This window comes from Glutamicibacter sp. NPDC127525 (assembly GCF_042672105.1).
In the GTDB taxonomy this organism is placed as follows: domain Bacteria; phylum Actinomycetota; class Actinomycetes; order Actinomycetales; family Micrococcaceae; genus Glutamicibacter.
Map to the genome: position 1 here is coordinate 280,595 of NZ_JBHXVN010000002.1, position 22,884 is coordinate 303,478.

The window sequence follows — 22,884 nt, forward strand, 5'->3', positions numbered from 1 at the left end:
CATGCGTTGCCCATGACCGTTGTCATGGACCGAATCCAGGTGGCTCGATGCAACCTCGCCGACTTTTACGTCGAATCCCGCTGTGAGCTTGGCAACTTGCCGCTTCCCAATGCTCCCTCGGCTCTCGTTGCTGGCCCCGTGAAAAGCCATGATCACTACGGGTCAACGAACAACTTGGAGATTTTCGCCCTTGTGGCCGGGTTGTCCCCCATCAGAGATTACGGATGGCACTCTGGGAAACTCACAGCGTACTCACGTAGGATTTTTGCTGTGCTAGATCATTCTTCGTTTCTTTCCCTTGTGACCGATTATGCGGCTCCAACCATGGGCGCGGCTTTCCTGCCCGACTGGTTGAACCCAGTCGTCTTCCTGAACAACCCCGCGCTTGGCCCATGGGTCTTGCTGCTGGTTTGCGCCATTGTCTTCGCCGAGACCGGCTTGCTGGTGGGCTTCTTCCTGCCAGGCGACTCGATGCTCTTCACCGTTGGCATGCTCATTGCCACCGGCACCATCCAAATTCCGTTGTGGCTCTTCGCCGCCGCGATCTTTGTCTGCGCCTTCGCAGGTGACCAGACCGGCTACATCATTGGCAAGAAATCCGGACCTGCCATCTTCAAGAAACCGGATTCCCGCTTCTTCTCGCAGAAGAACGTTGAGCGGGCCCACGAGTTCTTCGAGAAGTTCGGCGGCCGCGCGGTGATCCTGGCACGCTTCGTTCCAGTGGTCCGCACCTTCGTCCCGGTAATCGCTGGCGTAGCGAGGATGAACCACAAGACCTTCATCCTCTACAACCTGATCGGTGCCGCCCTGTGGGGTATCGGCGTCACATTGCTGGGTTATTGGCTGGGCCAATTCACCTGGATCGAAGAGAACATCGACCTGATCTTCATCCTGATCGTCCTCATCTCGGTGATCCCTATTGGTGTTGAACTGCTCAAGGCCCGCAAGCCGAAGAGCAAGACCCCCGAAAACTGATCTTCAAGCACTTCGGCGGCGGAACTGACCGCCGCCCCACTGTACGCCGCGGCGCATCAACCAATGTTCACATGGTTGGATTGTGCCGCGGCGTACTCCTTTGCAGACAAGATTTTCGTCATTGTCCACGGCTTGAATCGCTTCACGCGTGATCGGGCGGATGGCATTGGCCAGCACTTCGCAGTCGCAGAATCCGCCCAGCAGCTGCATTTTCCGGTCAATCGCGGTAGCTCGCGGAGCGCTCGCATCGCGATAAGACAAGAGGAAGAGATGGGTCCCGTCGCATCCTTGCGCGCAGACCGCACGATACAAATAGCACGCAAGGCATTCATGTTCGACAGGTTCGAGTACTGCAGGCATTGGTGGCTCCTTGAAACAGTGGATGGCAGTAACGAAGCGTTACTGCCATCCACTGTCCATTTTGAAGCGCCGCGCGCAGCGCATTGCTCACCTAATGTGGAAAACTAGCTTCCTGCCAAGCTCTGCCGTAGGAAAGCCGCAACGCGTTCCAGGGCTTCTGCCACACGCTCATATCCGGCCGCGAAGGACAAGCGGATAAACAGGTGGCCTTCGAACGGATCAAAGTCGCCGCCAGGGGTCAGCGCAACATGCGCATGCTCCAAAACCGCTTGGCAGTACTTGCCCGCAGAACCGAAATGCTCCAAGACTTCGGGGGCCAACCGGCCGTAGAGGTAGAAAGCCCCATCGGCGGGAGCTGCCTCGCTGATGCCCAAGCTGCTGAAGTGCTCCAACACGTGGGCTCGGGTGCGGGCGAACTCGTCCACGCGCTCATTGGCTTCATCGAGGCTCCGCTGTTCAAAGGCAGCTACCACCGCGCGCTGTGCTGGCGCTGGAGCGCACAAGGCGAGGTTCGAAGCCAGTGCGTCCACCGTTGGCACTAGCTCATCGGGCACGATCATCCAGCCCAGGCGCCAGCCGGTCATCCCCCAGTATTTGGAGAAGGAGGAGACAACGATGGACGAGCGGGAGAACTCCCACGAGGTATGTGCCTTGCGGTCTGGGACGAATTCAATGCCGTGATAGATTTCATCGCTAATCAGCCGCACATCATTTGCTTCGCACCAGGTGGCCAAGTCCGAGAGCTCGCCTGCGCTGAACATGGTTCCGGTGGGATTATTCGGCGACGCAACAACCAGCCCATCGAGGCGTCCATGCTCCTTCTTGGCCGCCTCAAGCAGCTGCACGGTGGGCTGGTAACGCTGCGCTGCACCGGTGGGCAGGTCGACAACTTCCAGCCCCAGGGCACCCAGAATATTGGCGTAGGCCGGGTAGCCGGGACGGGCCAGCGCCACCACGTCTCCAGCATCGAAGGCTGCCAAGAACGAAAGCTGGAATGCACCGGAGGAACCTGTGGTCATCACGAAGTTCTTTGCGGGGATCTGTAAGCCATAGGTATCGAGGTAGTGCTTCGATAAGGCCTGTCGGGTTTCGAGCAGTCCCGCAGTTGAGGTGTACCCGAAGTCGGCATGCTCGGCATGCAGCTTCGCGGCCAGGTCATTCACGGCCGCTGGAGCACCGCCGCCAGGTTCTCCCACGCACAACGAGATCACGTCGTGGCCGGAGGTCCGCATCGTGGCGACCTGATCAACAATTTGCATCACTTCAAAGGGAGCTACCTTGGAACGCTGGGAGGCTTGCACTGTTTGTCCTTCTTTTCGCAGGCGTGGAAAACCGAAGCGCCCTCGCTTTGATCTTCTCAGCTATCTGCTTCAAGGCTATCGGCTCCAGCTTGGTATTAGTGCGCGAGACAGCCGGTGAGCAGGCTCACCGACCCAGTTCACCCTTCGTTTGCCTCATATCCACCCTTGGGGCACGCGCCCCGGGCATCCTCAAGGTACCCGCCTTTTGCAGGCGACACCTCGCACAGGAGAACGCACTATGAACAACAAGCCCCTCTCGGCCGCACTTGCCGCCGCTGTATTGATCCCGTTGGTCTTGGCGCCGGCAGCCAGCGCCGCTGCTCTGCCAGGAACCGCTGCTTCCGCGCTTCCAGCGGTAACGGCCTAGTCCCCAGAACCGGGTTTCCGCGTACTGCCCTACCTCCAAGCTCCTGCTGCCACGTCGATGACCATCAACTGGATCAGCGAAACCGATGAGCCGGGCACGATAAGCCTCTCGGGACCGGGACTGGGAAAGTCCGGGAAGCAGAGCAGCGCACCACAGTACCTGGATCTCATGGAATACACCCGGGCCGAACTTGATCAGCAGATCGAGGGCTTGGAACAGGGCTCGTGGTTGAAGTCGAATTCGAACTACAAGCACTCGGTGACCTTCCAGGGCCTGCTGCCCGGAAAGTCCTACAACTACACCGTGACCCAATCAGGAGAAACCCACAGCGCGGCTTTCAAAACAGCTCCCAAGGGCGGGGCGTGGAAAAACGTGCGCATCATTGCGTTCTCAGATTCTGAAACCGAACCACGCGGACGCACTGAACACCGCGAGTGGGAGCTCTCCCCGGTCAACGGCTACACCGCAGATTCCATCCAGCGTCCGGGCGCGGGGTCCAAATGGGACCAGCAGTTCGGCATGACCACCCGCAACGGCGAACCGACCCTGCGCTACCCGCTGGACCAGTCCACCGCATTCAACGAGAACCTCAAGCACATCGAAGCTGCCGATCCGGACCTGGTCATGATGGCAGGCGATCTCACCCAGGGTTCGGGATACCAGCCGGCGTGGGATGAGTTCTTCGGCCATGTGGCCGGCGAGCATTCGGACTTGGCCTCCAGCGTTCCGCTGCTTCCAGCTTTGGGCAATTGGGAAACCTATGCGGCGCTGAACGGCGGCTACGGCACGGAAACCGACCTTGACCCCGGTTCACATTTTCCCCCAGCAGGATTCGGAATACCAGTTGGAAAAGACCGAGCGACGCGCCTATGACGACGTCGTGAGCTTCGCGGTAGGCAAGGATGGCGTGCCGCTGGCGAAGTAGTGCCCACGGCAGCGACGACTTGTCGCCACGGCTGCGCGTAGTGGAGTATTGAAGCAGACGGCAAGACGCTGGTCAGAGCATCGTAGAGAGTAAGGCAACAGATGAGTGAGCAACGCGTTTTCAAGGCAGTAGTCGGCAAGGAAGGCAGCTGGTGGAACATCTGGGTTCCGGAATTGGACCATGTGACGTCCACCCGGAAATCACGCAAGATCGCCCTTTACACCCGCTCACTGATCGCTGCGGTTCTGGGGATTGACGAGTCTTCATTCCGCGTGGAACGCGAAGTGGTCAGCGCCGAGGAATTCGAACGCCGCTACACCGAAGCCGTACGCAAAGCCAACGCCTGAGTTCGTATTGGCCGCCGTTTACCCCCACCCGGGCAAACGGCGGCCTTTTGCTATTTGCCCGCCTTTTCCAGTTCGCGTTCCTTGACCGGGTGGCGCGAAAGGATGGAAATCCTGTTGAAGGCATTCATGGCGACGGCGATCCATTGGATGGCTGCCACTTGCTCATCGCTGAGCACCAGCCGGGCCGAAGCCACCGCTGCTATGCGCTCATCGGGATTAGGCAGGTCCGTGGCGGCTTCAGCGATGGCCAACGCTGCGCATTCTTCTTCGCTAAACAGGCCGCCGCATTCATCCCAAGTGCTCAGCAGGTTGATGCGTTGCAGGCTCTCCCCTGCGTCCAGTGCCTTGCGGGCATGCAGGTCCAGGCAGTAGGCACATCCATTGATCTGCGAGACGCGCAGGTTGACCAGCTCGGCGGTGCGGTCGCTGATTCCGGCTACGCGGTAGGACTTGGCGACATCTTTGGAAAATCTGCCAATCGAGTTCCATAGCTCTGGATTGGTCTTATCAAGGAAAAGCGGGTCTGAAACGGCCATATCAGAACCATACATGCAGGCGTGGCCCTCCTGCACGAAGAGGGGTCGTTAACGCACCGTGGAGACCAGCGAAAGCTGGTCTCCACGGTAAATGCTACTTGTCGCCGTCGGCTGCGAGCTGGCCGCAGGCGCCGTCGATTTCCTTGCCTCGGGTATCGCGCAGCGTGGTTGGCACGCCGAGCTCATCGAGGCGGCGAACGAACTTGGAGGTGATATCCGGTTCGCTGCGGGTCCAAATGGAGCCCGGCACCGGGTTCAGCGGAATCGGGTTCACATGCACCCAGCCGCGGCCGCGCGCGTTCAGCTTCTTGGCCAGCATTTCTGCACGCCATTCGTGGTCGTTCATGTCCTTGATCAGCGCGTACTCGATGGAGACACGGCGACCGGTCTTCACGTAGTAGTCGTACGCGGCATCCAGTGCCTCGTCGACCTTCCAGCGCGAGTTGACCGGGATCAGCTCGTCGCGCAGCTCGTCATCCGGCGCATGCAGCGACAGCGCGAAGGTGACCTGGACATTCTCCTCGGTCAGCTTGCGAATCGCCGGAACCAGGCCAACGGTGGAGACGGTGATGCCGCGGGCGGCCATGCCCAAGCCCTCGGGGGCATCGGCGACCATGCGGTGCACGGCGTTCATCACGCGCTTGTAGTTGGCCAGCGGCTCGCCCATTCCCATGAACACGATGTTGCCCACGCGCTCCTCGGGGTGCTGGCGTCCGCCCAGTCCGCCTTCGGCGATCACGCGGTTGGCCTGGACGATCTGGTCCAGGATTTCAGCGGTGGACATGTTGCGGGTCAAGCCCGCCTGGCCGGTGGCGCAGAACGGGCAGTTCATGCCGCAGCCGCACTGCGAGGAAATGCACAGGGTGATGCGGCCCGGGTAGCGCATCAGCACGGACTCGACCAGCGAGCCGTCGAACAGGCGCCAGAGGAACTTGATGGTCTTGCCATCATCGGTTTCCAGGCGCTTGACCTCGGTGAGCAGCTTCGGGAACATGGCCTCGGCCAGTTCCGCACGGCGCTCCTTGGGAAGATCGCTCATCTTCTCCGGGTCGGTGGTGTAGTGCTGGAAGTAGTGCACGGAGAGCTGCTTGGCGCGGAAGGCCGGCAGTCCCAGTTCCTTCAGCTTGGCCTGGCGCTCGGCCAGGGACAGGTCAGCCAGGTGCGTTGGCGGCTGGGAAACGCGGCGCTTGGTGGCGAACTGCAGCTCTGGACGACCATCGGCACCCATCTCCTGCTTCCAGCCTTCGGCGGTTGGAACGACCTGGGCGCGGCCTTCGGCTTCGGCTCGGGACTTGGAGATGCGCATCTGCTGGGCGCGCTGGGCCGCGGCCTGCTCATTGCGCAGTGCCTTGCGTTCTTCAGCGGAAAGTGGGGTGGAATCGATGGAAGTCATTGCTACCTATTGTTTCATGTATCCGCGAGTATTTGGCGGTGAGTTTGGGCACGCGAAAACAGTGCCGCGCCGCCAATCGACTGGCGGCGCGGCACTGCTGCCTTCGGGTGTTCAGTACTTGAAGGATTCCTTCAGGTGGCCGAGGTTGCCCACGGCACCGGCAAGGTCCATGTCCCCCAGATGCCCGCTGATGGCAGAGGCCGGTCGGTCTTTGCTCCAGTGCCGGAATCCATCCTGATGCTCGTAGGTGACCACCGCATCACCGGTGCCGGCCATGACCGCCTCCAGCTGGAAGGTCTCGCCCCAGATGGACTCGCCGTGGTCGGTTTCACCCAGGTAAGCCCTGGCTTCTCCGCTGACCGAGCCGTTGGCGAGCTGCTTGTCGATGTGCACTTCCTGCGCCACTGGGCGCCATCCGGATAGATGCTCCATTCGCAATCAGTCTTTGAAACGTTGCCATTTCGTCATGCGACGGGAACCGAACGCTGTCCGGGACCGGTCATCGTGAAGTCGCGCGCCACCTTCTCATGCAGCCAGGCACTGGAGGCCAGCCGGGAAAACGCCGAATCCCGCAAAGGGACGGCCCAGCGCGGCAGTGCACGGCCCAGCAGCATGTTCGCCTGCGCACGCCGAGCCGCACTGCGGGCGGCCCCGAGCCGCAGGTCGTCCAAGGCTTCAAGGGGTGCCCTGGCGGCAATGAGCTGCACCACCGCCTGCGCATCAGCCAGCCCCAAGCTCAGCCCCTGCCCGCCGATCGGGCTGATCTGGTGGGCAGCATCGCCCAGCAGCACCACGCGCCCATGGACCATCGAGGGCACCATCCGGGTGGCAGTGCCGAAATTGCTGGTCATCGTGCAGGCCTCGGCGTCAAGAAGGTATCCGGTGCGGTCCAAGATGGTCTCGGCCAGCATGCCCGGCGAATCATCGACCTGCGTTTGCTCGATGCGCACCACCCAGCGCCGCCGCGCAGCGGGCAGCGGGAAGGATTCGACAATCCCCTGCTGATGCAGGAAAAGCGCGGCAGTGTGCGCCAGTCCAGTGGTCTCCGGGAAGTCCCCCATCAGGTAGCGGTCCCGATGGTCCCTTCCGGCAAAGCCCACGCCGAGATCCCTGCGGACCGCGGAACGGACCCCGTCGGCTCCGGCCAGCCACAGGGCCCGGTGAACCACGCCGCCAGCGGCAAATTCCACCGCCTGCTCTGACTGCTTGAGAACCTGCTCGAAAGCGCAGTCCATCATCAATGTCCCCGGTGCCAGCTGTTCCAAGCGCTCGCGCAGCAATTGCTCGGTGTCCTGCTGCGGCAAGGACAGCACATACGGGTATTGGCCGCCAATAGTGGAGAAATCCATCGAAGCGATGCTCCGCCCGCGCGAGATTCCCAGTCCGCCGCGGATCCGCACCCCGCCGCGCTGCGCCGCCGGTCCCACGCCGAGTCGCGCCAGGACTTCTTGCGCTGGAGGGTGCAGGCCGATCGCGCGCGAGTGGGCTACCGGTGCGCTGCGCTGCTCGAAGACCCGAACGGTACGCCCGCTTTGGGCGAGCTCTATGGCCAGGGCCAGTCCTACCGGTCCGGCCCCGATGATCGCGGCGTCATCCACGGCCGCCAGCTTCCCAGAACAGCAGGTTGCGGTAGGGCCGCTGCGTGCGCACTTCCCAACCAGGGCGAATCAGATGCTCCAGTTCTCCCGGCACGAAGCTGCGCCGAATGGAGGTCAGGCCATCGCGCCGGATCAGCGAGCTGCCTGCCAACGGCAAGGTCGCCAGCCCGAACAGCCCCAGCGCCACCGGGGAGCGCCGGATATCGCTGTGCATTCCGATCCCGGTGCACAATTGCTCGGTCTCGTCCTGCAGCTGGCGCAGCTGGTCCGTGCCCAGGTGGTGCAGCAGGTGGTTGGAGAGCACCAGATCGAACTGCTCGCCGTCGGCCGCTAGCCGGGTGCTGGTCGTTTCCCGGAATTCCAGCACCCCGCGCGGCAGCTTGCGGCGTTGCAGCCCCTGCCTGGCGTAGGAGATGGCCCGGGGATCCGGGTCGATGCCGCACACTGCTGCCTCGAACCCGTCGGCGAACGCCCAGCGCGCCAGATTCGCCGCAATATCTCCTCCCCCGCAGCCCACGTCCAGTATCCTGGCCCGGACCCGGCGCGCCAGCAACGGGCGGATGTACTGCACGTAATTGCCCCGCCAGCCGGCTACTACCCGGTTCACCAGAGGGAACTGCGCGTAGGTGCGGCGCAGCAGCACCGGGTCGCAATCCGGGCGATCCATTTCCTCGATGGCTTCCGCTGCCCGCGCCAGCCGGAGCATTATCCCTGCCGGCATATGGTGAACAGCCCGGATTCCACGGTCAGCCCCGGACCGAATGCCATGGAGCAGACCCTTTCGCCCTCGTCCGCAGCGGCCGCTTCCAGGATTTCCTTGAGCACGAATAGCACCGTGGCGCTGGACATGTTCCCGTAGCGATCCAGGATCGCGCGGGCTGGCACCAGCTGCTGGTCATCCAGGCCCAGCCGGTTTTGCACCCGGTCCAGGATGGCCCGGCCCCCGGGATGCAGACCCCAGTGCCTAATCCGGTCCACGGAGAGTTCCGGGTCGGCGTCCTTGGCCAAGAGCGGCTGCAGCGCCCCGGTGATGTGCTCGTCGATGATGTGCGGAACGTAGGTGCCCAGCACCATCTCGAATCCGTGGTCGCCGATATTCCAGGCCATGGCCTCCTCGCCCACCGGGGTGAGCACGGTTTCGAAGCCGTCCATTTCCAGCAGCCCGCTGCCCTGCGCCGAGACGATCACCGCCGCGGCCCCGTCGGCGAAGATGGCCGAACCCATGATGGTGTCCGGGTCATTGGAGCTGTGCACATGCAACGTGCACAGCTCGGCGCAGACCACCAGCACGGTGGCTTGCGGATCGGCCAGGCAGAAGTCGCGGGCCGCGCGCAGGGCGGGGAACGCCGCGTAGCATCCCATGAAACCAAGGTGGTGGCGCACCGTGCTCGGTGCCAGCCCCAGCGCCCGCACGATCTGGTAGTCCGGGCCCGGGTTGTAGAACCCGGTGCAGGAGACGGTAATGACGTGGGTGATATCTTCCGGGGCAAGGTCCGGGCAGGCGTCGAGGGCCTTTTTCGCGGCGTTCGTGAACAGCGCGCTGGCCTGCTTCGCATAGATGCCGTTGCGTTCGGCGGTGCTCGGGGAGAGCAGCCGGCCTTCAACCCGGTCGTAGAACAGCGGAGTTTCGGGTTCGGGCAGAGAGAGGTCGAATTCGTCGACGCAGCTGTACCTGGTGCTGATCGCGGCGGAGTTGAACGAGGTGGCGATGAGCCGTTCACCAAGCCGGCTCAGGTTCGGCTGGCTGGCGAAGACATCGCGGATCTCTTCCTGGGCCAGGGTCGTTGCGGGAACTGCGGTTTGGATCGTGCGGATCTTCACTGACATGACCCGAGCCTAGGGCCGATGCGGGGGAAGGTAAACAGCTTTGGCGAATTACCAGCAATAGCCCGAGCATTCTGTTCCGCCGTGCGCGTGGATTATCTATCCCCTGCGAAGAATATGATTATTGTTATTAGCATCAGATTTAATCGATCACGCATGAAGAGGTCATCTTGGCAAAGGCATCAGTTCATTCCCTGGAGGGTATCCGCCGAACCATCCTTGATGGCTTCTGGTCCCCCGGCGACCGCCTTCAACCAACCACTTTGGCAGAGCAGTTCGAGACCAGCACCACCGTGATCCGCGAATCGCTGACCCGGCTAGCGGGGGAAAACCTGGTGGTCATCCGCCCAAACCGCGGTTTCTTCGTGCCGGATCTGAACCTGCGCGAACTGGCGGATATCACCGAACTGCGGTGTTCCACCGAGGCACTGGCCGCCCGCTTGGCGGTGGAGCGCGGAGATGTCGCGTGGGAATCGAACTTGATCGCAGCCCACCACAAGCTTTCGCGCACCCCGCGGCGTTTGCCGGAGGAACCCGGCACCGTCAACCCCGCATGGTCCGAGGCGCACCGCGAATTCCACCATGCACTGCTGGTACCGTGCGATTGCCAGCCGATGCTCAAGCTCTCTGCCGACCTTTCGAACTTCACCGAGCTGTACCGCCGCTGGGCTGCCCCGTCGAAGGCCGCAGGCAAGCGCAACGTTGAAAAGGAGCACCAGGAAATCCTGGATGCCGCCTTGGATCGCGATGCAGCCCTCCTCGGCGAGCTGCTCAATAGCCATTACCGCTCCACTATCCAGGTGGTCATGGATGCGGGATTGAGCACCCTGCGCTGAATCATCGCGCAGTAGTCTTTCCTTGCGAGCGCCGTCCAGCTATTTCTTTCCGGGCGCGGGCGGAATGACGCGCTGGGTAACGATGGCGGCGTTCATCGCTGCCACTGCCCGTTGCGCTGAATCGGCTGCCGGTGAATCCTGCGCGAGTTCCGCAATCCGGGACTGCGCTTGGCTTCCCGACATGGGTGCCAGCTCGTCTTCCAGCACATGGTTCACCAGGCCTATCGCCTGCAAGATCGCGAGCACGGTGGTATCGCTGGTTCCCGGGATCTTCTGTCCGTGCAGGGCGCCTTGTAAATCGGTCCGGATCTGGCGCTGGATCTGCTGGTTGATGATGCGGACCCGTTGCTTGCCCAAGCCCAGCAGTGTGCGTTCGCCGTATTCGATAATCCCGGCCTTGGCCAAGGAATCGGTCAGCGAGCGGGCATCGCACAAGGAATTGATCTTCACCGCTTCGTCGAGGCTCAGATTGCCTCTCTTTTCCAGCTTTTCCAAAGGCGCGGCGAGAACTGGATCCGGGCAGGGGCCGGCACCGATGAGGTGGATCTGCCGATGCTGATCCTCGCTCAACGCCACACGCCCAGCGATCATCAAGTCGGTGATGATGGCAGCATTCATGCCGTATCCCGTAGCTGATACAACTGTCTCCGGCTTTTCGGAGTCATCGGCCATTAGCAAGTAGAGCTTTTCCGCAATCAACATATTTTCAGGCTACCGGCCTGCAGTGGCGAAATGCTTCAGCCTTCCGACGGATATTCAAGTTCAGCCGCCCTTGGCCGCGGACTTCTTCGCCTTGGCTACTTCGGAAGGCGAATGGGTGGTGCGAGGTTCGGAACGGTCCTGGGTCATCGCCGACGTCGTGCGGATGAATACCGAGATCCAGCTGAACATGATGGCCACGACCGAAAGCTCGAAACCGGTCAGGTTGTAGTACGACCATTCGGTCCACAGCTGGAAGGCCGCCCAGATCGCGCCAATGGCTGCGTAGGAGAGCATATGGAATACCGCAGGGTAGCCAGGCAGCAGCACGATGGTGCCCAGCAGCAAGAAGATCATGGCCGCCGAGACCAGTTGCACGAAGGCCGAATGCACTTCCATCGACAGATCGAAGGGGACCAGGCCAATGCCGATAATGCCGACCGAGACAATCAGCAGGCACCAGCGCACGAGCCGCGGCCGGGGACGCACCATTCGTGCAATCCTGTACCTTTCCAGCGCCGGGCGGCAACGGTAGGACTGGGCCAGACGGACCAGGTCGCGGGTCAGGAACTCGGTGAAGGCCGCCAGCACCAAGCCGGAAATCACCAGCGTGAGGTTGAAGGTCCAGAACGAGCCCATGCCGGCCTGCGTGGTTCCCAGCGAAGAGAACATGCTCTGCCACCAGCCCTGGTCTTCGGCCAGCAGCATGCTGATCAGCACCCCGGCGCTCATGAAGATGCCCAGCACCACGGAAAGTGATTCCGCGTTGATGCGCGCGGTTGCTTCCAAGGACAGGTAGGCGGAGATGCCCGTGGCGACGCTGACTGCCAGCGCGCCTGCAAGCACATCCAGATGCAGCCCGTAGAAGGCCTGCTGGAACAAATGGAAGACCACCAGCAGGATCATGACAGAACTGGCTACGTGCACCAATACGAGACCCAGGGCCGTGACGATTTGGCGCCATTTGGGAATCTTCTTCAACCACGGTTCCCGTGCCCTCAGCATCGAACGGAAAGCATAGGCGCTGCTGGTTCCGGCCGAGACAGCACCGCAAACGGCGGAGACAACGCCCACGGACAGATCGCCAAAGAGCGGCGGACGTTCGCCGGCGAAGATAATGAGCCCCACAACCAACCCGAATAGGGAACAGAACAGGCCGGCCCACAGGGCACGGCGCTCAATGTCTAGCTCGCTGACTCGTTTGCTGAGAGTTACATCGGGATATTGGGAATGCACGGAGTACATTCTCTCATTTTCATTGAAGAACGTGTACCGCCCGCGGCGCCGCCGCACACCGCGCAGCAGCGCACTGCGCTAGTGGGAGGCCAAGTCGACCAAGCCGCTGGCCATCAGGCTCACGGCACCGCCGAAGGCAATCAGTATCACGAATGCGCGACTGAACTTTTGCGGGATCCTCGGAGCCAGGTAATTGCCCAGCAAGATGCCCAGCACCATCGCGCCAAGGCAGGCACCCCACTGCTGCCAATCCAGTTGAGGCATGCCGCCCTTGGCGGCCAGGGACGTCAGCGACAGCACCAGGAAGTAGAGCTGCACGGAGATGGCGAACTGCGCCTGCGGCCAGCGGCTGGCCACGGCGTATCCCGCGATGGCCGGGCCGGAGACACCGGCGGTCACCGACATGAATCCGGAAACTGCCCCGGCGCCGATGGCCAATCCCTTGCTTTGGGCCATCGCGAGATTTCGAATCATGAAACTCGAAACCAGTGCCAGGATCACCATGAACGATATGCCGATGGAAAGCCATGGACCCTCCAGCGAGTTCGCCAGCCAAGCTCCGGGAACGGTCATGAGCATGGCCGGTATGAGCATGAAGGCGACCTTCCGGTACTCGACCTGACGGAAGACCTGCGCAAAGATCAGCAAACTGCTGCAGGCGCCGAGCAGGTTGACCAGCATGACTCCATCATGGGGTCCCAAGACCATGACCAGGAAGGGCGAGGAGACCAGCGCGAACCCCATTCCGGAGATTCGTTGCGTGGAGGCGCCCACGAATACCGCGGCTGCCAAGCCGATTACCGCCGCTAGTTGCACGCTTTGCTCCACGCTGCCTCCGCTTTCCCGATTCCCATCCTCTATTACGTTAGTCCACGGCCAATGAGTCAATTGAATGGAGCCCGCTTCAGTTGGAGTTTTACGCTGTAGAGGTGAGCAATAACGTAGATTTCCTGATTATCGGCGGCGGCGCGATGGGCTCGGCGGCTGCGTGGTCCCTGGCCTCTGCGGGGCACGAGGTCCTCATGCTGGAACGCTTTGCCCCGGGCCATTTGGAGGGCGCCTCGCACGGAGCAACCCGCAACTTCAATCCTGCCTACACCGAACCGGAGTATCTTCGCCTGCTGCAGCGTTCCGACGCTTTGTGGGATTCGCTTTCCGAGCAAGCCGGCACCCGGCTGCTGGAGCGCACCGGATTGGTCAATCACGGAATCGTTGCCGAACAACGGGCAATGCACCAGGTCCTCGCCCACGCAGGATTCGGCAGCGAGCTGCTGAGCATCGCTGCGGCAGAAGAGCGTTTCGCGGGAATGAAGTTCGAGACCGAAGTCCTGCATATCCCCGCCGGCGGCCAGATCAATGCCGATCTTGCGGTGGCTTCGCTGCAGAAACTTGCCGTAGCGCACGGAGCTGCCGTGGAATACGGGCACCGGGTGACCGGCCTGCAGGTGCTTGCCGATGACCGTGTCGAGGTGCAAGTCCAGCACCAGGGCACCATGTCGGCTATCCGGGCCCGCCATGCCATCGTCACCGCGGGGGCTTGGACCGCGCAGCTGCTGGGCGATGCGCTCAAGCTTCCTGCCATCCACGTCACCGAAGAGCACCCGGTGCATTTCGCGCAGAAGGACCTGCCGGCGCACTGGCCGGGGTTCAACCACACCCTGGATCCGGCACGGGATATCGGATCACGCGTCTTCGGGCCCATCTACGGCATGCGCACCCCGGGGGAAGGCATCAAGGTGGGCTGGCATGGTTCCGGACGGATCATCGATCCGGAGCGCCGGCCGCACCAGGCCAGCGACGAGCAGCTGCGCGGGCTGCAGGACTACGCGGCACGCTGGCTTCCGGGAGCGGATCCATCGCGCTACGAAACGGTGTCCTGCACCTACGCCAACACCGCAGACGAGCACTTCATCCTCGATTCGCTGGGGCCGGTCACCGTCGGCGCGGGATTCAGCGGCCACGGCTTCAAATTCGTGCCCGCCATCGGCGAATACCTGGCCGACCTGGCCCTGGGCCGGCGTGCGGCCGACCCCCTGTTTTCCGCGACTCGCACGGCGGCGAAACCGGTCTTCCTGGAACGCCGCCGCGCGGTCGGCCTGGGCTAGGGGCCTATTCCCGTTCGGTGGCGGGCAGCTGCTGGGTGATGCAGTGGATGCCGCCGCCGCGGGCGAACAGCTCGCGCGCATCCACGCTGGCCACTTCCCGTCCGGGATAGGCCGCCTCCAGGATGCTCGCGGCCTGGTGGTCGTTGGGATCATCGAAGCTGCAGGCGATGACCCCGCCGTTGGTCACCAGGTGGTTGATATAGGAATAGTCCACCCAGTCCTCGGCATCGCGCAGCACCGTCGGCGCCGGAACGGCAATGAGCTCCAGCGCCCGTCCCTGCGCGTCGGTTGATTGCTCAAGCCGTTCGCGCACCGCCTGCGAAATTGCGTAGTCCGGGTGCCGCGGATCCTGCTGGTCGTGGTAGAGCACCACGCCGGGCCGGGCGAAGCAGGCGACGATGTCCACGTGGCCGCGCGTGCCGAATTCCTCGTTGTCGCGGCTCAGCCCGCGATCGAGCCAAATGGTCTTCCGGGTTCCGAGCAGCCGGGCGAACTCGTCCTCGATGTCCTTCTCGGTCTGGCCCGGGTTGCGCCCCGGATCCAGCTGGACGCTGCGCGTGGCCAGTACCGTTCCCTCGCCGTCCACGTGGATCCCGCCGCCCTCGTTGGTGATCGACGCCCGGATCTCCTCTGCCCCGGCAAGGCGCGCGACATGGCCCGCCACCAGTCGGTCCTTGTCCCAGGATGCCCAGCTCTGCGCACCCCAGCCGTTGAAGTTCCAGTTCACCGCCTTGAGCTGGCCCTGTGCGGTGCGCACGAAGCTCGGGCCGGAATCGCGCATCCAGGCATCGTCCAGCGGCTGCAGGCAGTAGGCGACCGCATCGCCCAGATGGCGCCGGGCTGCGGCTTCGCTGGCCGGGTCCACCACCATCGTGACCGGGGTGAAAGCGCTGACCGCCCGGGCCACGGCGCTCCAGGCGGCGCGGGCCGCTTCGGCCTGCGCTTCGGTTTCTCCCAGCGTGTAGCCGCCGGAGGGAAATGCCATGAAGATGCGCTCATGGGCTTCGGTTTCTGCCGGCATGCGCAACTCAGGCATGGGTCTGCGTCCGTTCTCCCAGCTGGGCGTTTTCGCGCGGCGCCGCCAGCGCCGCGTAGGTATCGGGACGGCGGGTGCGCAGGAATGGGAAGAGCGCCAGCCAGTCGCGCCGGGCGTCCAGGTCCAAGGTGGCCACGAGCACCGCTGAGGCATCGCGCGGGGCGCGGGCCAGGATGCGGCCGTAGGGGTCCGAGATGAATGACGAACCGTAGAAGTCCAGTGCTCCCTCGTCGCCCCACCGGTTGGGGACAACCATGAACAGCCCGTTGGCAATGCCGTTGCCGATGATGGTCTGGCGCCACAGCGGCTCGGTGTCGAAGTCCGGGTGGTCCGGCTCGGAACCGATTGCGGTGGGATAGGCCAGCAGGTCCGCTCCGGCCAGCGAATAGATGCGTGGCGGCTCGCTGAACCATTCATCCCAGCAAGTGGGCAGGCCCATGGCCAGGTCCCCGAGCGCCGCGATGCGGTGCACCGGATAGGGCTCGTCATTGGGCCCTTCGCGGAAGTACTTGTCCTCGTAGTAGCCTGCGGTCCGCGGAATATGCAGCTTGTTGGTCAGCGCGACGATCCGGCCCTGCGGGGAAAGAACCACTGCGGTGTTCAGTCCCAACCCGTCGGCGGCCGGAGCCTTGCGGAACAGCGAGATGTGCACGTGCAGGTTGTACTTCGCGGCCATCTCGCGGGCGAAGGCCACGGTCGGCCCGTTCTCCAGATCCTCGGCGGTCTCGTCCGCGGCGTCGGCGTCCGGGATCTCGAAGGCCGGATATTTGCCCAGGGTCAGTTCCGGGAGGAAGACCATGCGCGCGCCATGCTTGGCCGCGCGGGCAATGCCGTCTTCCAGTTCCCCGCGCAGTTCCCGCGGGTCTTCGCGCCAGCGGTGCTGCACCAGCGCAATGGTGATCTCGCCGCGCGACTTGGCTTCGGCACGCGCTGGGGAAACGGGTGGTTCAAGGGCCAGGATCTCTTGCATTGGGCTCCCCTTCGGATATTAAACGAATGGTATTCGTTTACAGATTAGGTCCAGCGACGGCCTCGGCGCAAGAGATTTAACGAATGACTTTCGTTTATTTGTGTAAGCTCTACCCAGAACCTTCAACAACGGGAGAATTCATGGCCAGGCCTTCCAAGCCGAAGCTCAGCACCGCCGCAATCGCCGATGCCGCACTCAAGCTCGTCGACGCCCATGGCGAGTTCACGCTTCCGCAATTGGCCAAGGCCCTCTCGGTCTCCGCTTCGTCCCTGTACAACCACGTGTCCGGCAAGGATGAGATCATCGAGCTGATGAGAGGCCGGGCCATGTCGGCGATCAGCCTGCCAGATAACGCTTCCAGCGACTGGCAGGAGATCGTACGGCAAATTGCCACGTCCTACTGGGAGTCGTATTCAAGGCACCCACGGCTGATCCCGCTGCTCACCAGCCACACAGTCCGCGACAGCACCACGCTGCGCGTCTACGATGCACTGGCCGAGGCCTTCGCTATGGCCGGGTTCGAACCGAAGCGGCGGCTGCAGGCCATCACGATCGTCGACTCCTTTGTGCTCGGATCCGCCTTGGATGCGGCGGCACCTGAGAATGTATGGGAAATCGACGAAGAGTCGACACGCGCTTTCAGCGAGTCACTGGCCACTGCCCTGGGCGACGAGGACCGGGCGTCAAATACCTTTGCGGTGGGCCTTGATCTGATTATCAATGGTCTATATTCGCTGCCAGACTAGTGCGGTTGGCAGGTTAAACGCTTGTTGCTGCCCAGAAGTCCAGCGCTGCCATGAATTTGAGTAAAGCTCACCGGGGCTGAACTCCATGATCCGTAATTCGCCCTGATCGCCACCGTGAATTTTCTGTCGAAGCCTACGAGCAAATCCAGCAGGGCACCCAGTAGACCCTGGCTCGAAGACAGGGATGTCGTGTAGCTTCGCGTGTTGCCAGCAAGCGACTCTGTCTTTACCGTCGAGCTGCCATTGAGTTGTCCGGTGATGGTATAGGACGTTGGTTCTGGTCCGGAAACTGACCAATCGAATCGGATGGTTTGCTGGTCCCCGACATTGCCTGTGCATTTAGCGTTGGCTGGGGGCAGAGCCGTGAGCGCAGTAGCCGTGGCGGAAGCCGCCGCTTGGCTGGAGAAAGCTGCCTGGGTTTGTTCGATTTGAATCGGCAAAAGGCACAACGTGAGCATTGAAAACATGCCAGTCATCTGAATCAGGGTCCGTCGCCGAGATCGTTGCGACATGGATTCCCGACTAGCTCCGGATACCCGAAATTCAGTGGCTTGATGCTCGCGACCAGCAAAAGGGCCTGGGTCCATTTCGGCCTCATTCATGCCCTGCCCGGATGAAAGTCGGCCGCTTCCACCATCCCTCTTGATGAACGCGACATAGAGCAGGTAGGCGCACAGCAGTCCGCCGAGAAAATAGGCCCATGGCTGGGACAGCCACGATACGACGTAGCCCAGGACCGGTACACTGGCCAGCAGTTTGTCGACGCTGTCCACCGCATACGGTTGCAGGTCCGCGACGGGATTGGCATCACCCTTGAGGACCAGCCCCGCGTCCGTCTTTTCGACAACCCGGTGCGTCACCCGCACTTCGTCACTGATCACCACCGAAACCACGTCGCCCACGGCGACGTCCTCTACCGTGGTCGGAACAGCCAGCCCCAGGGAACCGGTGGGGATGCCCGGTCCCATTGATCCCGAGGCGAAAACCAGGGGCTTGATCCCGAAAGCCAACGCCAGCACCGCCATGACCAGACACAGGGTCCCGGCCGCGGCGCAGGCGTTCAGCACGAGGCGCTGGAACAGCGTCAGCGAAGATCCTGTGCGGGGTCCAGTTCGATTCAACTTCATCTCATGAACCCACCGTCGAGGTGAAGTCCAGGGTGATTGCCGTCGTGGCGCCCTGCAGGGTATTGGCCGCGGTTACTGGCAGCGAGTACTGCACGCACAGGGTTTCGCTGCTGCCGGCGGCCAAGGGCCTGGCGGCCGAGGCACTGCCGAACTGGGATCCAGCGTTCTTCGACAGCAGCGTGGTTCCGCCCGAGCAAGTAACGCTGGAGCCGGTGCCGCTGACCGTGGCGCCTGTTTTTACAACGATATTGAGTGCCGCCCCCAGCGCAGCGTTGCCCGATTCGGTGATTCTTCCGCCGAAAACATAGGTCGCCGAGATGGAACCGGTGTTCTTCACTGTCACGACGGATGCCGATGTCGAGCCCGGAAACAGGTTATTGCCGCTGATGGGCATCTGGTAGCTGGCCGAGGTTGCGCTGGTCGCAGTAGCTCCAACTCCCAGGGCAACGGTGGCCGTGCTGACGTTCGAGGTAGCTGTCGCTTGTCCGGTCCATGAGGCCAGCGTCGAGACGGTGCCGAATCCTACGAGGATGCCCAAGGACAGAATTGCCTTGATGCGCATTGAACGGTCGCTCATTCTTCCACTCCGTCCGTTTCAAGTTCCTTTTGTTTCCTGCGTTGCGCAGCAAGCAACGATAATCCCCCGATACCCGCGATGCCTGCCGCCGCAAGCAGCGCCGCACCGCGGAACCCGGTATCTCCGAGCCCATCATGCCGCTCGGGAGGATCCGATTGGGGCAGCTCTTCCCTCGGCGCATCACTGTCGGGCGAATCCCCTTCGTCAGGCGGCCGCGAAGAATCCGGAGCTTGCCCATCTCCGCCTGCTAATTCGACGGCGTCGATGCGCACCTGCAACGAAGGCACCTGCTGGTTCTCCGACTCATTTTTCGCCGACCAGGGCAGTCCGACCCTCAGTCCGAATTCCGCGGCTTTGTCAGGTTCCAACCGGACTACCGAGGCTCCGGCTGTTTCGAAATAGATCCGGGTTGACGCAGCGGGCTCGATCGTCCGGATGCGGACTTCGATATCCGACTCCCGGTCATTGCGAATCCACAAGGATCCTGTGGATTCAACGCCAGGCGCCAAGACCGGACCTCCTCCAAATACCTGCGGTGGGGCATCGGAATAGACCCGGCCGTCCAAGCTGTAGCTTAGGCCCTGGTCAGTTTCCGCGGCTGATGCGGGCAGTGCTAGACCGAGTGCCGCGCAGGGAATCACGGCCGTCATGGCCGCGCTGGTTGCAAGAAAACGGAGCTTCATCGCTGCCCTTTCCCCTGCCGTTCACGCCATGCCCCGCCGAACATCACCAGCGAATACACGATCAATCCGCTCGCTGCGATCCAGGTCAGCCACGTTCTCTGCTGGAGTGACAGAGCGCTGTTCACGTATCCCAGGAGCGGGACGGAATACCAGAGCTCGCCCCGGATCTGTTCGGGTTGCACCGGCTCGTCATCGGTATTGTTTGCATCCCCGCGGAAAATGAATTGTTCTTCCCCGCCCAGGCTCGCGCCGATAGCGGAAACACGGTGCGTAACGACTTCAGGCTCACCTGATTCCAGCTGGTAGGTGGCAACCTCGCCAATGCGAAGGTACTGCGGGTCAATCGGCTTCACCACCACCAAAGTACCGGGCGGCAAATGCGGCCGCATGGATCCGGTGAGCACGGTATACGCCGTCGCCCCGCCCAATTTCGGAACCACGATCATGACGGCAATCAGGGCAAGGACGATGAACAGCACGAGCCAGGAAAGCACCTGACCGCACCACCACCGGATCCCTGTGCTTTCCTGCTGTTCCCTGCGCCGGACGCGATTCCCAATTGTCATCGTTGCTGCCCCGCGAACCCCAGCTTGAGCGCTACTTTCCCGCCGGAAGCCGTTTGAGGTGCTCCAGAGGGAACCGAAACACGAATGCACAAGGCCTCGTTCGCCATCGCCGGCGCTGCGCGCAGCACCCTGGCAGCTGCGAAGGAGGCGGTGGATCCCAACGGCCCGGCATACAGCCGTTCCCCGGCCAACGGCTGGTCGGCTTCGCAGGCCGCTTGGTCCATGCCGGAATAGATGCTCAGTTGCAAAGCGCTGGACAGGGCACGATCAGCGGCAGTCGGCGAAGCGGTCGCATTGACCGCCCCATCCAGCTGATAGGTCAAGTCCACAGTGCCAGCATTGCTGATCACCAGTGATGCTTGCGTAAACGCCCCGGGGATCAGCTCACTGCCGGACAGCTTCGCGAACTGGTGCTCGGTTTCGCCACCGGCCAGCAATGCCAGCGAACCGGTTTTCAAGGCTGGCGGATCCACCGTGCTTTCGGCGCGCCAAGTTGCGGCCGTGCCTTGCGCGCTGATACCCAGCAGCAAGAGCACAACCGCGACTATGGCGAACTTCAAGGGTTTGGGCATGCACCAGCCAATCCACGTTCCATGACTAAGCGCGGACTTGGTCCAAGGTCAGCGTCAGCGCTTCAAGATCCAGCGGCTGGTCGTAGGTCGACGGCGGGGTGTCCCCTACCGCTCCTTCGGCAAAGGTGACGGTGATCAGGAATGGAACTGAATAGGTGCCCGGATCGGCAAAGCTCAGTGTGCCGTCAGCTTCCTCCGTAATCCCCGGCGCCGATGCGTCGACCTGCAGAGCGACGGTCACGTATCCTTCCAACGCTCCCAGCGCCGTAGCCGCCTGGTCGACGCTCAGGGATCCAGCAATGTTCTTGCCTTCGGCATCGATGGTGGCGGTCTGGCTGAACGCAACGACGTCCCCGGGAACGAGCTGCTGGGTTGCCGGGTCGAACGGCTCGGGCGCTTCCGGATTGCTGATGTCCTGCCAGCTGCCCTCCCCGTTGGTCGTCAAGTTCAGGTGGCCGGTTTCCACGGTGCCCGCGTCAATAGTCTGCTGCGCCTGCCAGCGCGCGATCGTTCCAGCGCCGCCGAGCAACAGCGCTCCGGCTGCAACAGCAGCAATGGTTGCCTTGGTTACTTTCTTCATGAATTACGCATCCTCAAAGTTTCAGGTGCCCCCAGTGACACACACTTTAAGTAAAGCTTGTTTAGTAGGTTTTACAACCCCCGGACGTCACATGTCGCTGCCGCCGGCCTGCACCGCTAAAGGAAACAAGACAACCGCCGTGAAAACGTATTCTCATGGCATCGAAAATTCTTGCTAACCAGCAGCTGACCAGTTCCTTTGCGCGAGGATTTCCACTCTCGAAACGATCCGGCACCGAATGGCGAAAGATGGACGGCAAAGGCCATCCACCTGTCCATAAAAGTCTAGCTAGTTAGCGAATCAATCCGCCTTTTGGATAATGCGCGAAACGCCCGGGATCAGCTTTCCCGATCTGGCGCCGACGCAAACAGATTCAGGCCCATGGCACGCGAAAGCTGCCCGATGGCCAGCTGCGCGCGCACCGAGTTCCCGGCCATATCCAAGGGCGGCGAGAACGCGCCAATGGCACCCTTGCCCGGAGCTACCGCGACAATACCGCCAGAAACCCCGGACTTCGCCGGGATCCCGATCTCGAATAGCCACTCGCCAGAACGCTCGTACAAGCCGTTGGAGGCCACGGTCGCCAGGGTATCGCGGCAAACGTCTGCATCGACGACGCGCTTTCCGGTCACCGGGTTCACTCCGCCATCGGCCAGCGTCGCGCCCATGACGGCAAGATCATGCGCGCTGATATTCAGCGAGCACTGCTTGGTGTACACATCAACGGCATCCGCAGGTTCGTTCTCCAGCCGCCCGTAGCTCTTGAGCAAATGACCCAGGGCCTTGTTGCGCTCGTTGGCCAGCGATTCGGAGTGGTAGACCTCGTCATCCAGGCTCAGCGCCCGGCCAGCAAAGGCGGAGAGCCCTTCCCGGACGTTCTCCCACTTCTTGGCAGCGGTCTTGCCGGGCATCATTGCTGTCGTGGCGATGGCGCCGGCATTGACCATGGGGTTCATCGGCAAGCCGTTGTTCAATTCCACGGCCATCACAGAGTTGAAGGACATGCCCGTATTGTTCACGCCGATGCGTTCGCGAACGACCTCGCGCCCGTGCTCCTGCACCACTAGCGCGTAGACGAACATCTTGGAGATCGACTGGATCGAGAACAGGTGATCGCAATCGCCAACCATGTGGACAGAGCCGCCGACGTGGGACATGGCGATGCCAAAGAGATTGGGGTCCGCTTGGCCCAGGATCGGTATGTAGTGGGCAAGGAGCCCGTCGTCTGCATCCGCGTATCGCTCATGGGCTTCCTTGAGCAGGGAATCGATGCGATCATGTTCCAGCTCACCGGTAGAAACTTGCTGAACGACGTCGTCGAAATCGGTGGGAATAGTTTCGTTATTCCCTTCCGAAGGATAGGTCATCTTCACCTGCCTTTTAGTCCTCGGTCCGTTGATTCATGCTGCTTGATTTGACCTTATCAACAGCATTGCCGCTTAGCACCTTGGAACAGCCGTGAGCAGACAGGAAGCATTGGGCCAATTCTCCCGGCACCCGCCCCAATCACGCGTCCACTTGGTAT

The 22,884-nt window shown here is 62.2% G+C and carries 27 protein-coding genes; 7 read left to right on the forward strand and 20 right to left on the reverse strand.

The features are described 5' to 3' along the window. Nucleotides 1-300 precede the first annotated feature (300 nt). The gene (locus ACFVHU_RS07015) at nucleotides 301-975 is read left to right on the forward strand and encodes a DedA family protein (RefSeq protein ID WP_388023432.1); all 675 of its coding nucleotides are present in this window, start codon (nucleotides 301-303) and stop codon (nucleotides 973-975) included. 3 nt (nucleotides 976-978) lie between these two features. Here ACFVHU_RS07015 and ACFVHU_RS07020 read toward each other — a convergent pair whose 3' ends face one another. Then, nucleotides 979-1,335, reverse strand: coding sequence for a DUF2695 domain-containing protein (locus ACFVHU_RS07020; protein ID WP_105656164.1), 357 nt, complete (start codon nucleotides 1,333-1,335; stop codon nucleotides 979-981). A 104-nt stretch (nucleotides 1,336-1,439) separates the two neighbouring features. Next, nucleotides 1,440-2,636 (reverse strand): pyridoxal phosphate-dependent aminotransferase, encoded by a 1,197-nt coding sequence (locus ACFVHU_RS07025; RefSeq protein WP_105656163.1) that lies wholly within the window; start codon nucleotides 2,634-2,636, stop codon nucleotides 1,440-1,442. A gap of 238 nt (nucleotides 2,637-2,874) precedes the next feature. Here ACFVHU_RS07025 and ACFVHU_RS07030 point away from each other — a divergent pair, with 238 nt between their 5' ends. From ACFVHU_RS07030 to ACFVHU_RS07040, 3 genes are all read left to right on the forward strand, one after another. Beyond that, on the forward strand, nucleotides 2,875-3,003 hold the full coding sequence (locus ACFVHU_RS07030; RefSeq protein WP_286134044.1) for a hypothetical protein: 129 nt from the start codon (nucleotides 2,875-2,877) through the stop codon (nucleotides 3,001-3,003). Between the two features lie 24 nt (nucleotides 3,004-3,027). After that, nucleotides 3,028-3,876, forward strand: coding sequence for a fibronectin type III domain-containing protein (locus ACFVHU_RS07035; RefSeq protein ID WP_388023800.1), 849 nt, complete (start codon nucleotides 3,028-3,030; stop codon nucleotides 3,874-3,876). 153 nt (nucleotides 3,877-4,029) lie between these two features. Next, nucleotides 4,030-4,275 carry a hypothetical protein gene (locus ACFVHU_RS07040; protein ID WP_388023436.1) on the forward strand — a complete coding sequence of 82 codons (246 nt, stop codon included), beginning with the start codon at nucleotides 4,030-4,032 and terminating at the stop codon, nucleotides 4,273-4,275. A 50-nt stretch (nucleotides 4,276-4,325) separates the two neighbouring features. Here the strand turns inward: ACFVHU_RS07040 and ACFVHU_RS07045 are convergent, their stop codons facing one another. From ACFVHU_RS07045 to ACFVHU_RS07070, 6 genes are all read right to left on the reverse strand, one after another. Beyond that, the gene (locus tag ACFVHU_RS07045; protein ID WP_359185232.1) at nucleotides 4,326-4,811 is read right to left on the reverse strand and encodes a carboxymuconolactone decarboxylase family protein; all 486 of its coding nucleotides are present in this window, start codon (nucleotides 4,809-4,811) and stop codon (nucleotides 4,326-4,328) included. Nucleotides 4,812-4,905: 94 nt separating this feature from the next. Further along, complete coding sequence (rlmN, locus tag ACFVHU_RS07050; RefSeq protein ID WP_166650787.1) at nucleotides 4,906-6,117, reverse strand: 23S rRNA (adenine(2503)-C(2))-methyltransferase RlmN; 1,212 nt, start codon at nucleotides 6,115-6,117, stop codon at nucleotides 4,906-4,908. A 198-nt stretch (nucleotides 6,118-6,315) separates the two neighbouring features. Beyond that, a complete protein-coding gene (locus tag ACFVHU_RS07055; RefSeq protein ID WP_388023438.1) occupies nucleotides 6,316-6,636 on the reverse strand; it encodes a hypothetical protein in 321 nt (106 codons plus the stop codon). A 32-nt stretch (nucleotides 6,637-6,668) separates the two neighbouring features. Then, a complete protein-coding gene (locus ACFVHU_RS07060; RefSeq protein ID WP_388023441.1) occupies nucleotides 6,669-7,802 on the reverse strand; it encodes an FAD-dependent oxidoreductase in 1,134 nt (377 codons plus the stop codon). Continuing rightward, nucleotides 7,795-8,508, reverse strand: a complete 714-nt coding sequence (locus ACFVHU_RS07065; RefSeq protein WP_359185225.1) for a methyltransferase domain-containing protein — start codon at nucleotides 8,506-8,508, stop codon at nucleotides 7,795-7,797. Before ACFVHU_RS07065 ends, ACFVHU_RS07060 begins: the two co-directional genes overlap by 8 nt. Further along, entirely contained in the window at nucleotides 8,508-9,629 is a 1,122-nt protein-coding gene (locus ACFVHU_RS07070; protein WP_388023445.1) for a type III polyketide synthase, read from the reverse strand. Before ACFVHU_RS07070 ends, ACFVHU_RS07065 begins: the two co-directional genes overlap by 1 nt. Nucleotides 9,630-9,796: 167 nt before the next feature. Here ACFVHU_RS07070 and ACFVHU_RS07075 point away from each other — a divergent pair, with 167 nt between their 5' ends. Then, the gene (locus tag ACFVHU_RS07075; RefSeq protein WP_332499259.1) at nucleotides 9,797-10,462 is read left to right on the forward strand and encodes a GntR family transcriptional regulator; all 666 of its coding nucleotides are present in this window, start codon (nucleotides 9,797-9,799) and stop codon (nucleotides 10,460-10,462) included. Nucleotides 10,463-10,501: 39 nt separating this feature from the next. Here the strand turns inward: ACFVHU_RS07075 and ACFVHU_RS07080 are convergent, their stop codons facing one another. The 3 genes from ACFVHU_RS07080 to ACFVHU_RS07090 all read right to left on the reverse strand — a co-directional run bounded on the left by ACFVHU_RS07080 (nucleotide 10,502) and on the right by ACFVHU_RS07090 (nucleotide 13,225). Next, entirely contained in the window at nucleotides 10,502-11,164 is a 663-nt protein-coding gene (locus ACFVHU_RS07080; RefSeq protein WP_359185219.1) for a GPP34 family phosphoprotein, read from the reverse strand. 60 nt (nucleotides 11,165-11,224) lie between these two features. Continuing rightward, complete coding sequence (locus tag ACFVHU_RS07085) at nucleotides 11,225-12,397, reverse strand: hypothetical protein (protein ID WP_388023449.1); 1,173 nt, start codon at nucleotides 12,395-12,397, stop codon at nucleotides 11,225-11,227. A 78-nt stretch (nucleotides 12,398-12,475) separates the two neighbouring features. Then, nucleotides 12,476-13,225 (reverse strand): sulfite exporter TauE/SafE family protein, encoded by a 750-nt coding sequence (locus tag ACFVHU_RS07090; RefSeq protein ID WP_388023452.1) that lies wholly within the window; start codon nucleotides 13,223-13,225, stop codon nucleotides 12,476-12,478. 101 nt (nucleotides 13,226-13,326) lie between these two features. On the opposite strand from ACFVHU_RS07090, the gene ACFVHU_RS07095 reads away from it, so the two are divergent. Further along, the gene (locus ACFVHU_RS07095) at nucleotides 13,327-14,502 is read left to right on the forward strand and encodes an FAD-dependent oxidoreductase (protein ID WP_388023454.1); all 1,176 of its coding nucleotides are present in this window, start codon (nucleotides 13,327-13,329) and stop codon (nucleotides 14,500-14,502) included. Between the two features lie 4 nt (nucleotides 14,503-14,506). Here the strand turns inward: ACFVHU_RS07095 and ACFVHU_RS07100 are convergent, their stop codons facing one another. Continuing rightward, nucleotides 14,507-15,538, reverse strand: coding sequence for an agmatine/peptidylarginine deiminase (locus tag ACFVHU_RS07100; RefSeq protein ID WP_388023456.1), 1,032 nt, complete (start codon nucleotides 15,536-15,538; stop codon nucleotides 14,507-14,509). Then, nucleotides 15,531-16,508: a nitrilase-related carbon-nitrogen hydrolase gene (locus ACFVHU_RS07105; protein WP_388023458.1), complete on the reverse strand. Its 978-nt coding sequence runs from the start codon at nucleotides 16,506-16,508 to the stop codon at nucleotides 15,531-15,533. The genes ACFVHU_RS07100 and ACFVHU_RS07105 overlap by 8 nt, the downstream gene beginning before the upstream one ends. Nucleotides 16,509-16,648: 140 nt before the next feature. On the opposite strand from ACFVHU_RS07105, the gene ACFVHU_RS07110 reads away from it, so the two are divergent. Further along, the gene (locus ACFVHU_RS07110; protein ID WP_388023461.1) at nucleotides 16,649-17,254 is read left to right on the forward strand and encodes a TetR/AcrR family transcriptional regulator; all 606 of its coding nucleotides are present in this window, start codon (nucleotides 16,649-16,651) and stop codon (nucleotides 17,252-17,254) included. Here the strand turns inward: ACFVHU_RS07110 and ACFVHU_RS07115 are convergent. The 7 genes from ACFVHU_RS07115 to glsA form a co-directional block, all read right to left on the reverse strand. After that, nucleotides 17,251-18,381 (reverse strand): signal peptidase I, encoded by a 1,131-nt coding sequence (locus tag ACFVHU_RS07115; RefSeq protein WP_388023463.1) that lies wholly within the window; start codon nucleotides 18,379-18,381, stop codon nucleotides 17,251-17,253. The two genes, ACFVHU_RS07110 and ACFVHU_RS07115, sit on opposite strands and share 4 nt — an antisense overlap. Before the next feature lies 1 nt (nucleotide 18,382). Beyond that, entirely contained in the window at nucleotides 18,383-18,958 is a 576-nt protein-coding gene (locus ACFVHU_RS07120; protein ID WP_388023466.1) for a hypothetical protein, read from the reverse strand. Next, nucleotides 18,955-19,641 carry a hypothetical protein gene (locus tag ACFVHU_RS07125; RefSeq protein WP_388023468.1) on the reverse strand — a complete coding sequence of 229 codons (687 nt, stop codon included), beginning with the start codon at nucleotides 19,639-19,641 and terminating at the stop codon, nucleotides 18,955-18,957. Before ACFVHU_RS07125 ends, ACFVHU_RS07120 begins: the two co-directional genes overlap by 4 nt. Continuing rightward, nucleotides 19,638-20,207 carry a signal peptidase I gene (locus tag ACFVHU_RS07130; protein ID WP_388023471.1) on the reverse strand — a complete coding sequence of 190 codons (570 nt, stop codon included), beginning with the start codon at nucleotides 20,205-20,207 and terminating at the stop codon, nucleotides 19,638-19,640. The genes ACFVHU_RS07125 and ACFVHU_RS07130 overlap by 4 nt, the downstream gene beginning before the upstream one ends. Continuing rightward, nucleotides 20,204-20,779 carry a hypothetical protein gene (locus tag ACFVHU_RS07135; RefSeq protein ID WP_332489205.1) on the reverse strand — a complete coding sequence of 192 codons (576 nt, stop codon included), beginning with the start codon at nucleotides 20,777-20,779 and terminating at the stop codon, nucleotides 20,204-20,206. Before ACFVHU_RS07135 ends, ACFVHU_RS07130 begins: the two co-directional genes overlap by 4 nt. A 25-nt stretch (nucleotides 20,780-20,804) precedes the next feature. Beyond that, the gene (locus ACFVHU_RS07140) at nucleotides 20,805-21,359 is read right to left on the reverse strand and encodes an alternate-type signal peptide domain-containing protein (protein ID WP_332489206.1); all 555 of its coding nucleotides are present in this window, start codon (nucleotides 21,357-21,359) and stop codon (nucleotides 20,805-20,807) included. Between the two features lie 338 nt (nucleotides 21,360-21,697). Beyond that, nucleotides 21,698-22,726, reverse strand: coding sequence for a glutaminase A (gene glsA / locus ACFVHU_RS07145; RefSeq protein WP_105656141.1), 1,029 nt, complete (start codon nucleotides 22,724-22,726; stop codon nucleotides 21,698-21,700). Nucleotides 22,727-22,884 lie beyond the last annotated feature (158 nt).

Coding starts and splice junctions, on each gene's coding strand:
- ACFVHU_RS07020 (WP_105656164.1), bottom strand. CDS start 1,335: ATGCCTGCAGTACTCGAACCTGTCGAACATGAATGCCTTGCGTGCTAT.
- ACFVHU_RS07030 (WP_286134044.1), top strand. CDS start 2,875: ATGAACAACAAGCCCCTCTCGGCCGCACTTGCCGCCGCTGTATTGATC.
- ACFVHU_RS07040 (WP_388023436.1), top strand. CDS start 4,030: ATGAGTGAGCAACGCGTTTTCAAGGCAGTAGTCGGCAAGGAAGGCAGC.
- ACFVHU_RS07045 (WP_359185232.1), bottom strand. CDS start 4,811: ATGGCCGTTTCAGACCCGCTTTTCCTTGATAAGACCAATCCAGAGCTA.
- rlmN (WP_166650787.1), bottom strand. CDS start 6,117: ATGCGCATCTCCAAGTCCCGAGCCGAAGCCGAAGGCCGCGCCCAGGTC.
- ACFVHU_RS07055 (WP_388023438.1), bottom strand. CDS start 6,636: ATGGAGCATCTATCCGGATGGCGCCCAGTGGCGCAGGAAGTGCACATC.
- ACFVHU_RS07065 (WP_359185225.1), bottom strand. CDS start 8,508: ATGCTCCGGCTGGCGCGGGCAGCGGAAGCCATCGAGGAAATGGATCGC.
- ACFVHU_RS07070 (WP_388023445.1), bottom strand. CDS start 9,629: ATGTCAGTGAAGATCCGCACGATCCAAACCGCAGTTCCCGCAACGACC.
- ACFVHU_RS07080 (WP_359185219.1), bottom strand. CDS start 11,164: ATGTTGATTGCGGAAAAGCTCTACTTGCTAATGGCCGATGACTCCGAA.
- ACFVHU_RS07100 (WP_388023456.1), bottom strand. CDS start 15,538: ATGCCTGAGTTGCGCATGCCGGCAGAAACCGAAGCCCATGAGCGCATC.
- ACFVHU_RS07105 (WP_388023458.1), bottom strand. CDS start 16,508: ATGCAAGAGATCCTGGCCCTTGAACCACCCGTTTCCCCAGCGCGTGCC.
- ACFVHU_RS07110 (WP_388023461.1), top strand. CDS start 16,649: ATGGCCAGGCCTTCCAAGCCGAAGCTCAGCACCGCCGCAATCGCCGAT.
- ACFVHU_RS07115 (WP_388023463.1), bottom strand. CDS start 18,381: ATGAAGTTGAATCGAACTGGACCCCGCACAGGATCTTCGCTGACGCTG.
- ACFVHU_RS07120 (WP_388023466.1), bottom strand. CDS start 18,958: ATGAGCGACCGTTCAATGCGCATCAAGGCAATTCTGTCCTTGGGCATC.
- ACFVHU_RS07125 (WP_388023468.1), bottom strand. CDS start 19,641: ATGAAGCTCCGTTTTCTTGCAACCAGCGCGGCCATGACGGCCGTGATT.
- ACFVHU_RS07130 (WP_388023471.1), bottom strand. CDS start 20,207: ATGACAATTGGGAATCGCGTCCGGCGCAGGGAACAGCAGGAAAGCACA.
- ACFVHU_RS07135 (WP_332489205.1), bottom strand. CDS start 20,779: ATGCCCAAACCCTTGAAGTTCGCCATAGTCGCGGTTGTGCTCTTGCTG.
- ACFVHU_RS07140 (WP_332489206.1), bottom strand. CDS start 21,359: ATGAAGAAAGTAACCAAGGCAACCATTGCTGCTGTTGCAGCCGGAGCG.
- glsA (WP_105656141.1), bottom strand. CDS start 22,726: ATGACCTATCCTTCGGAAGGGAATAACGAAACTATTCCCACCGATTTC.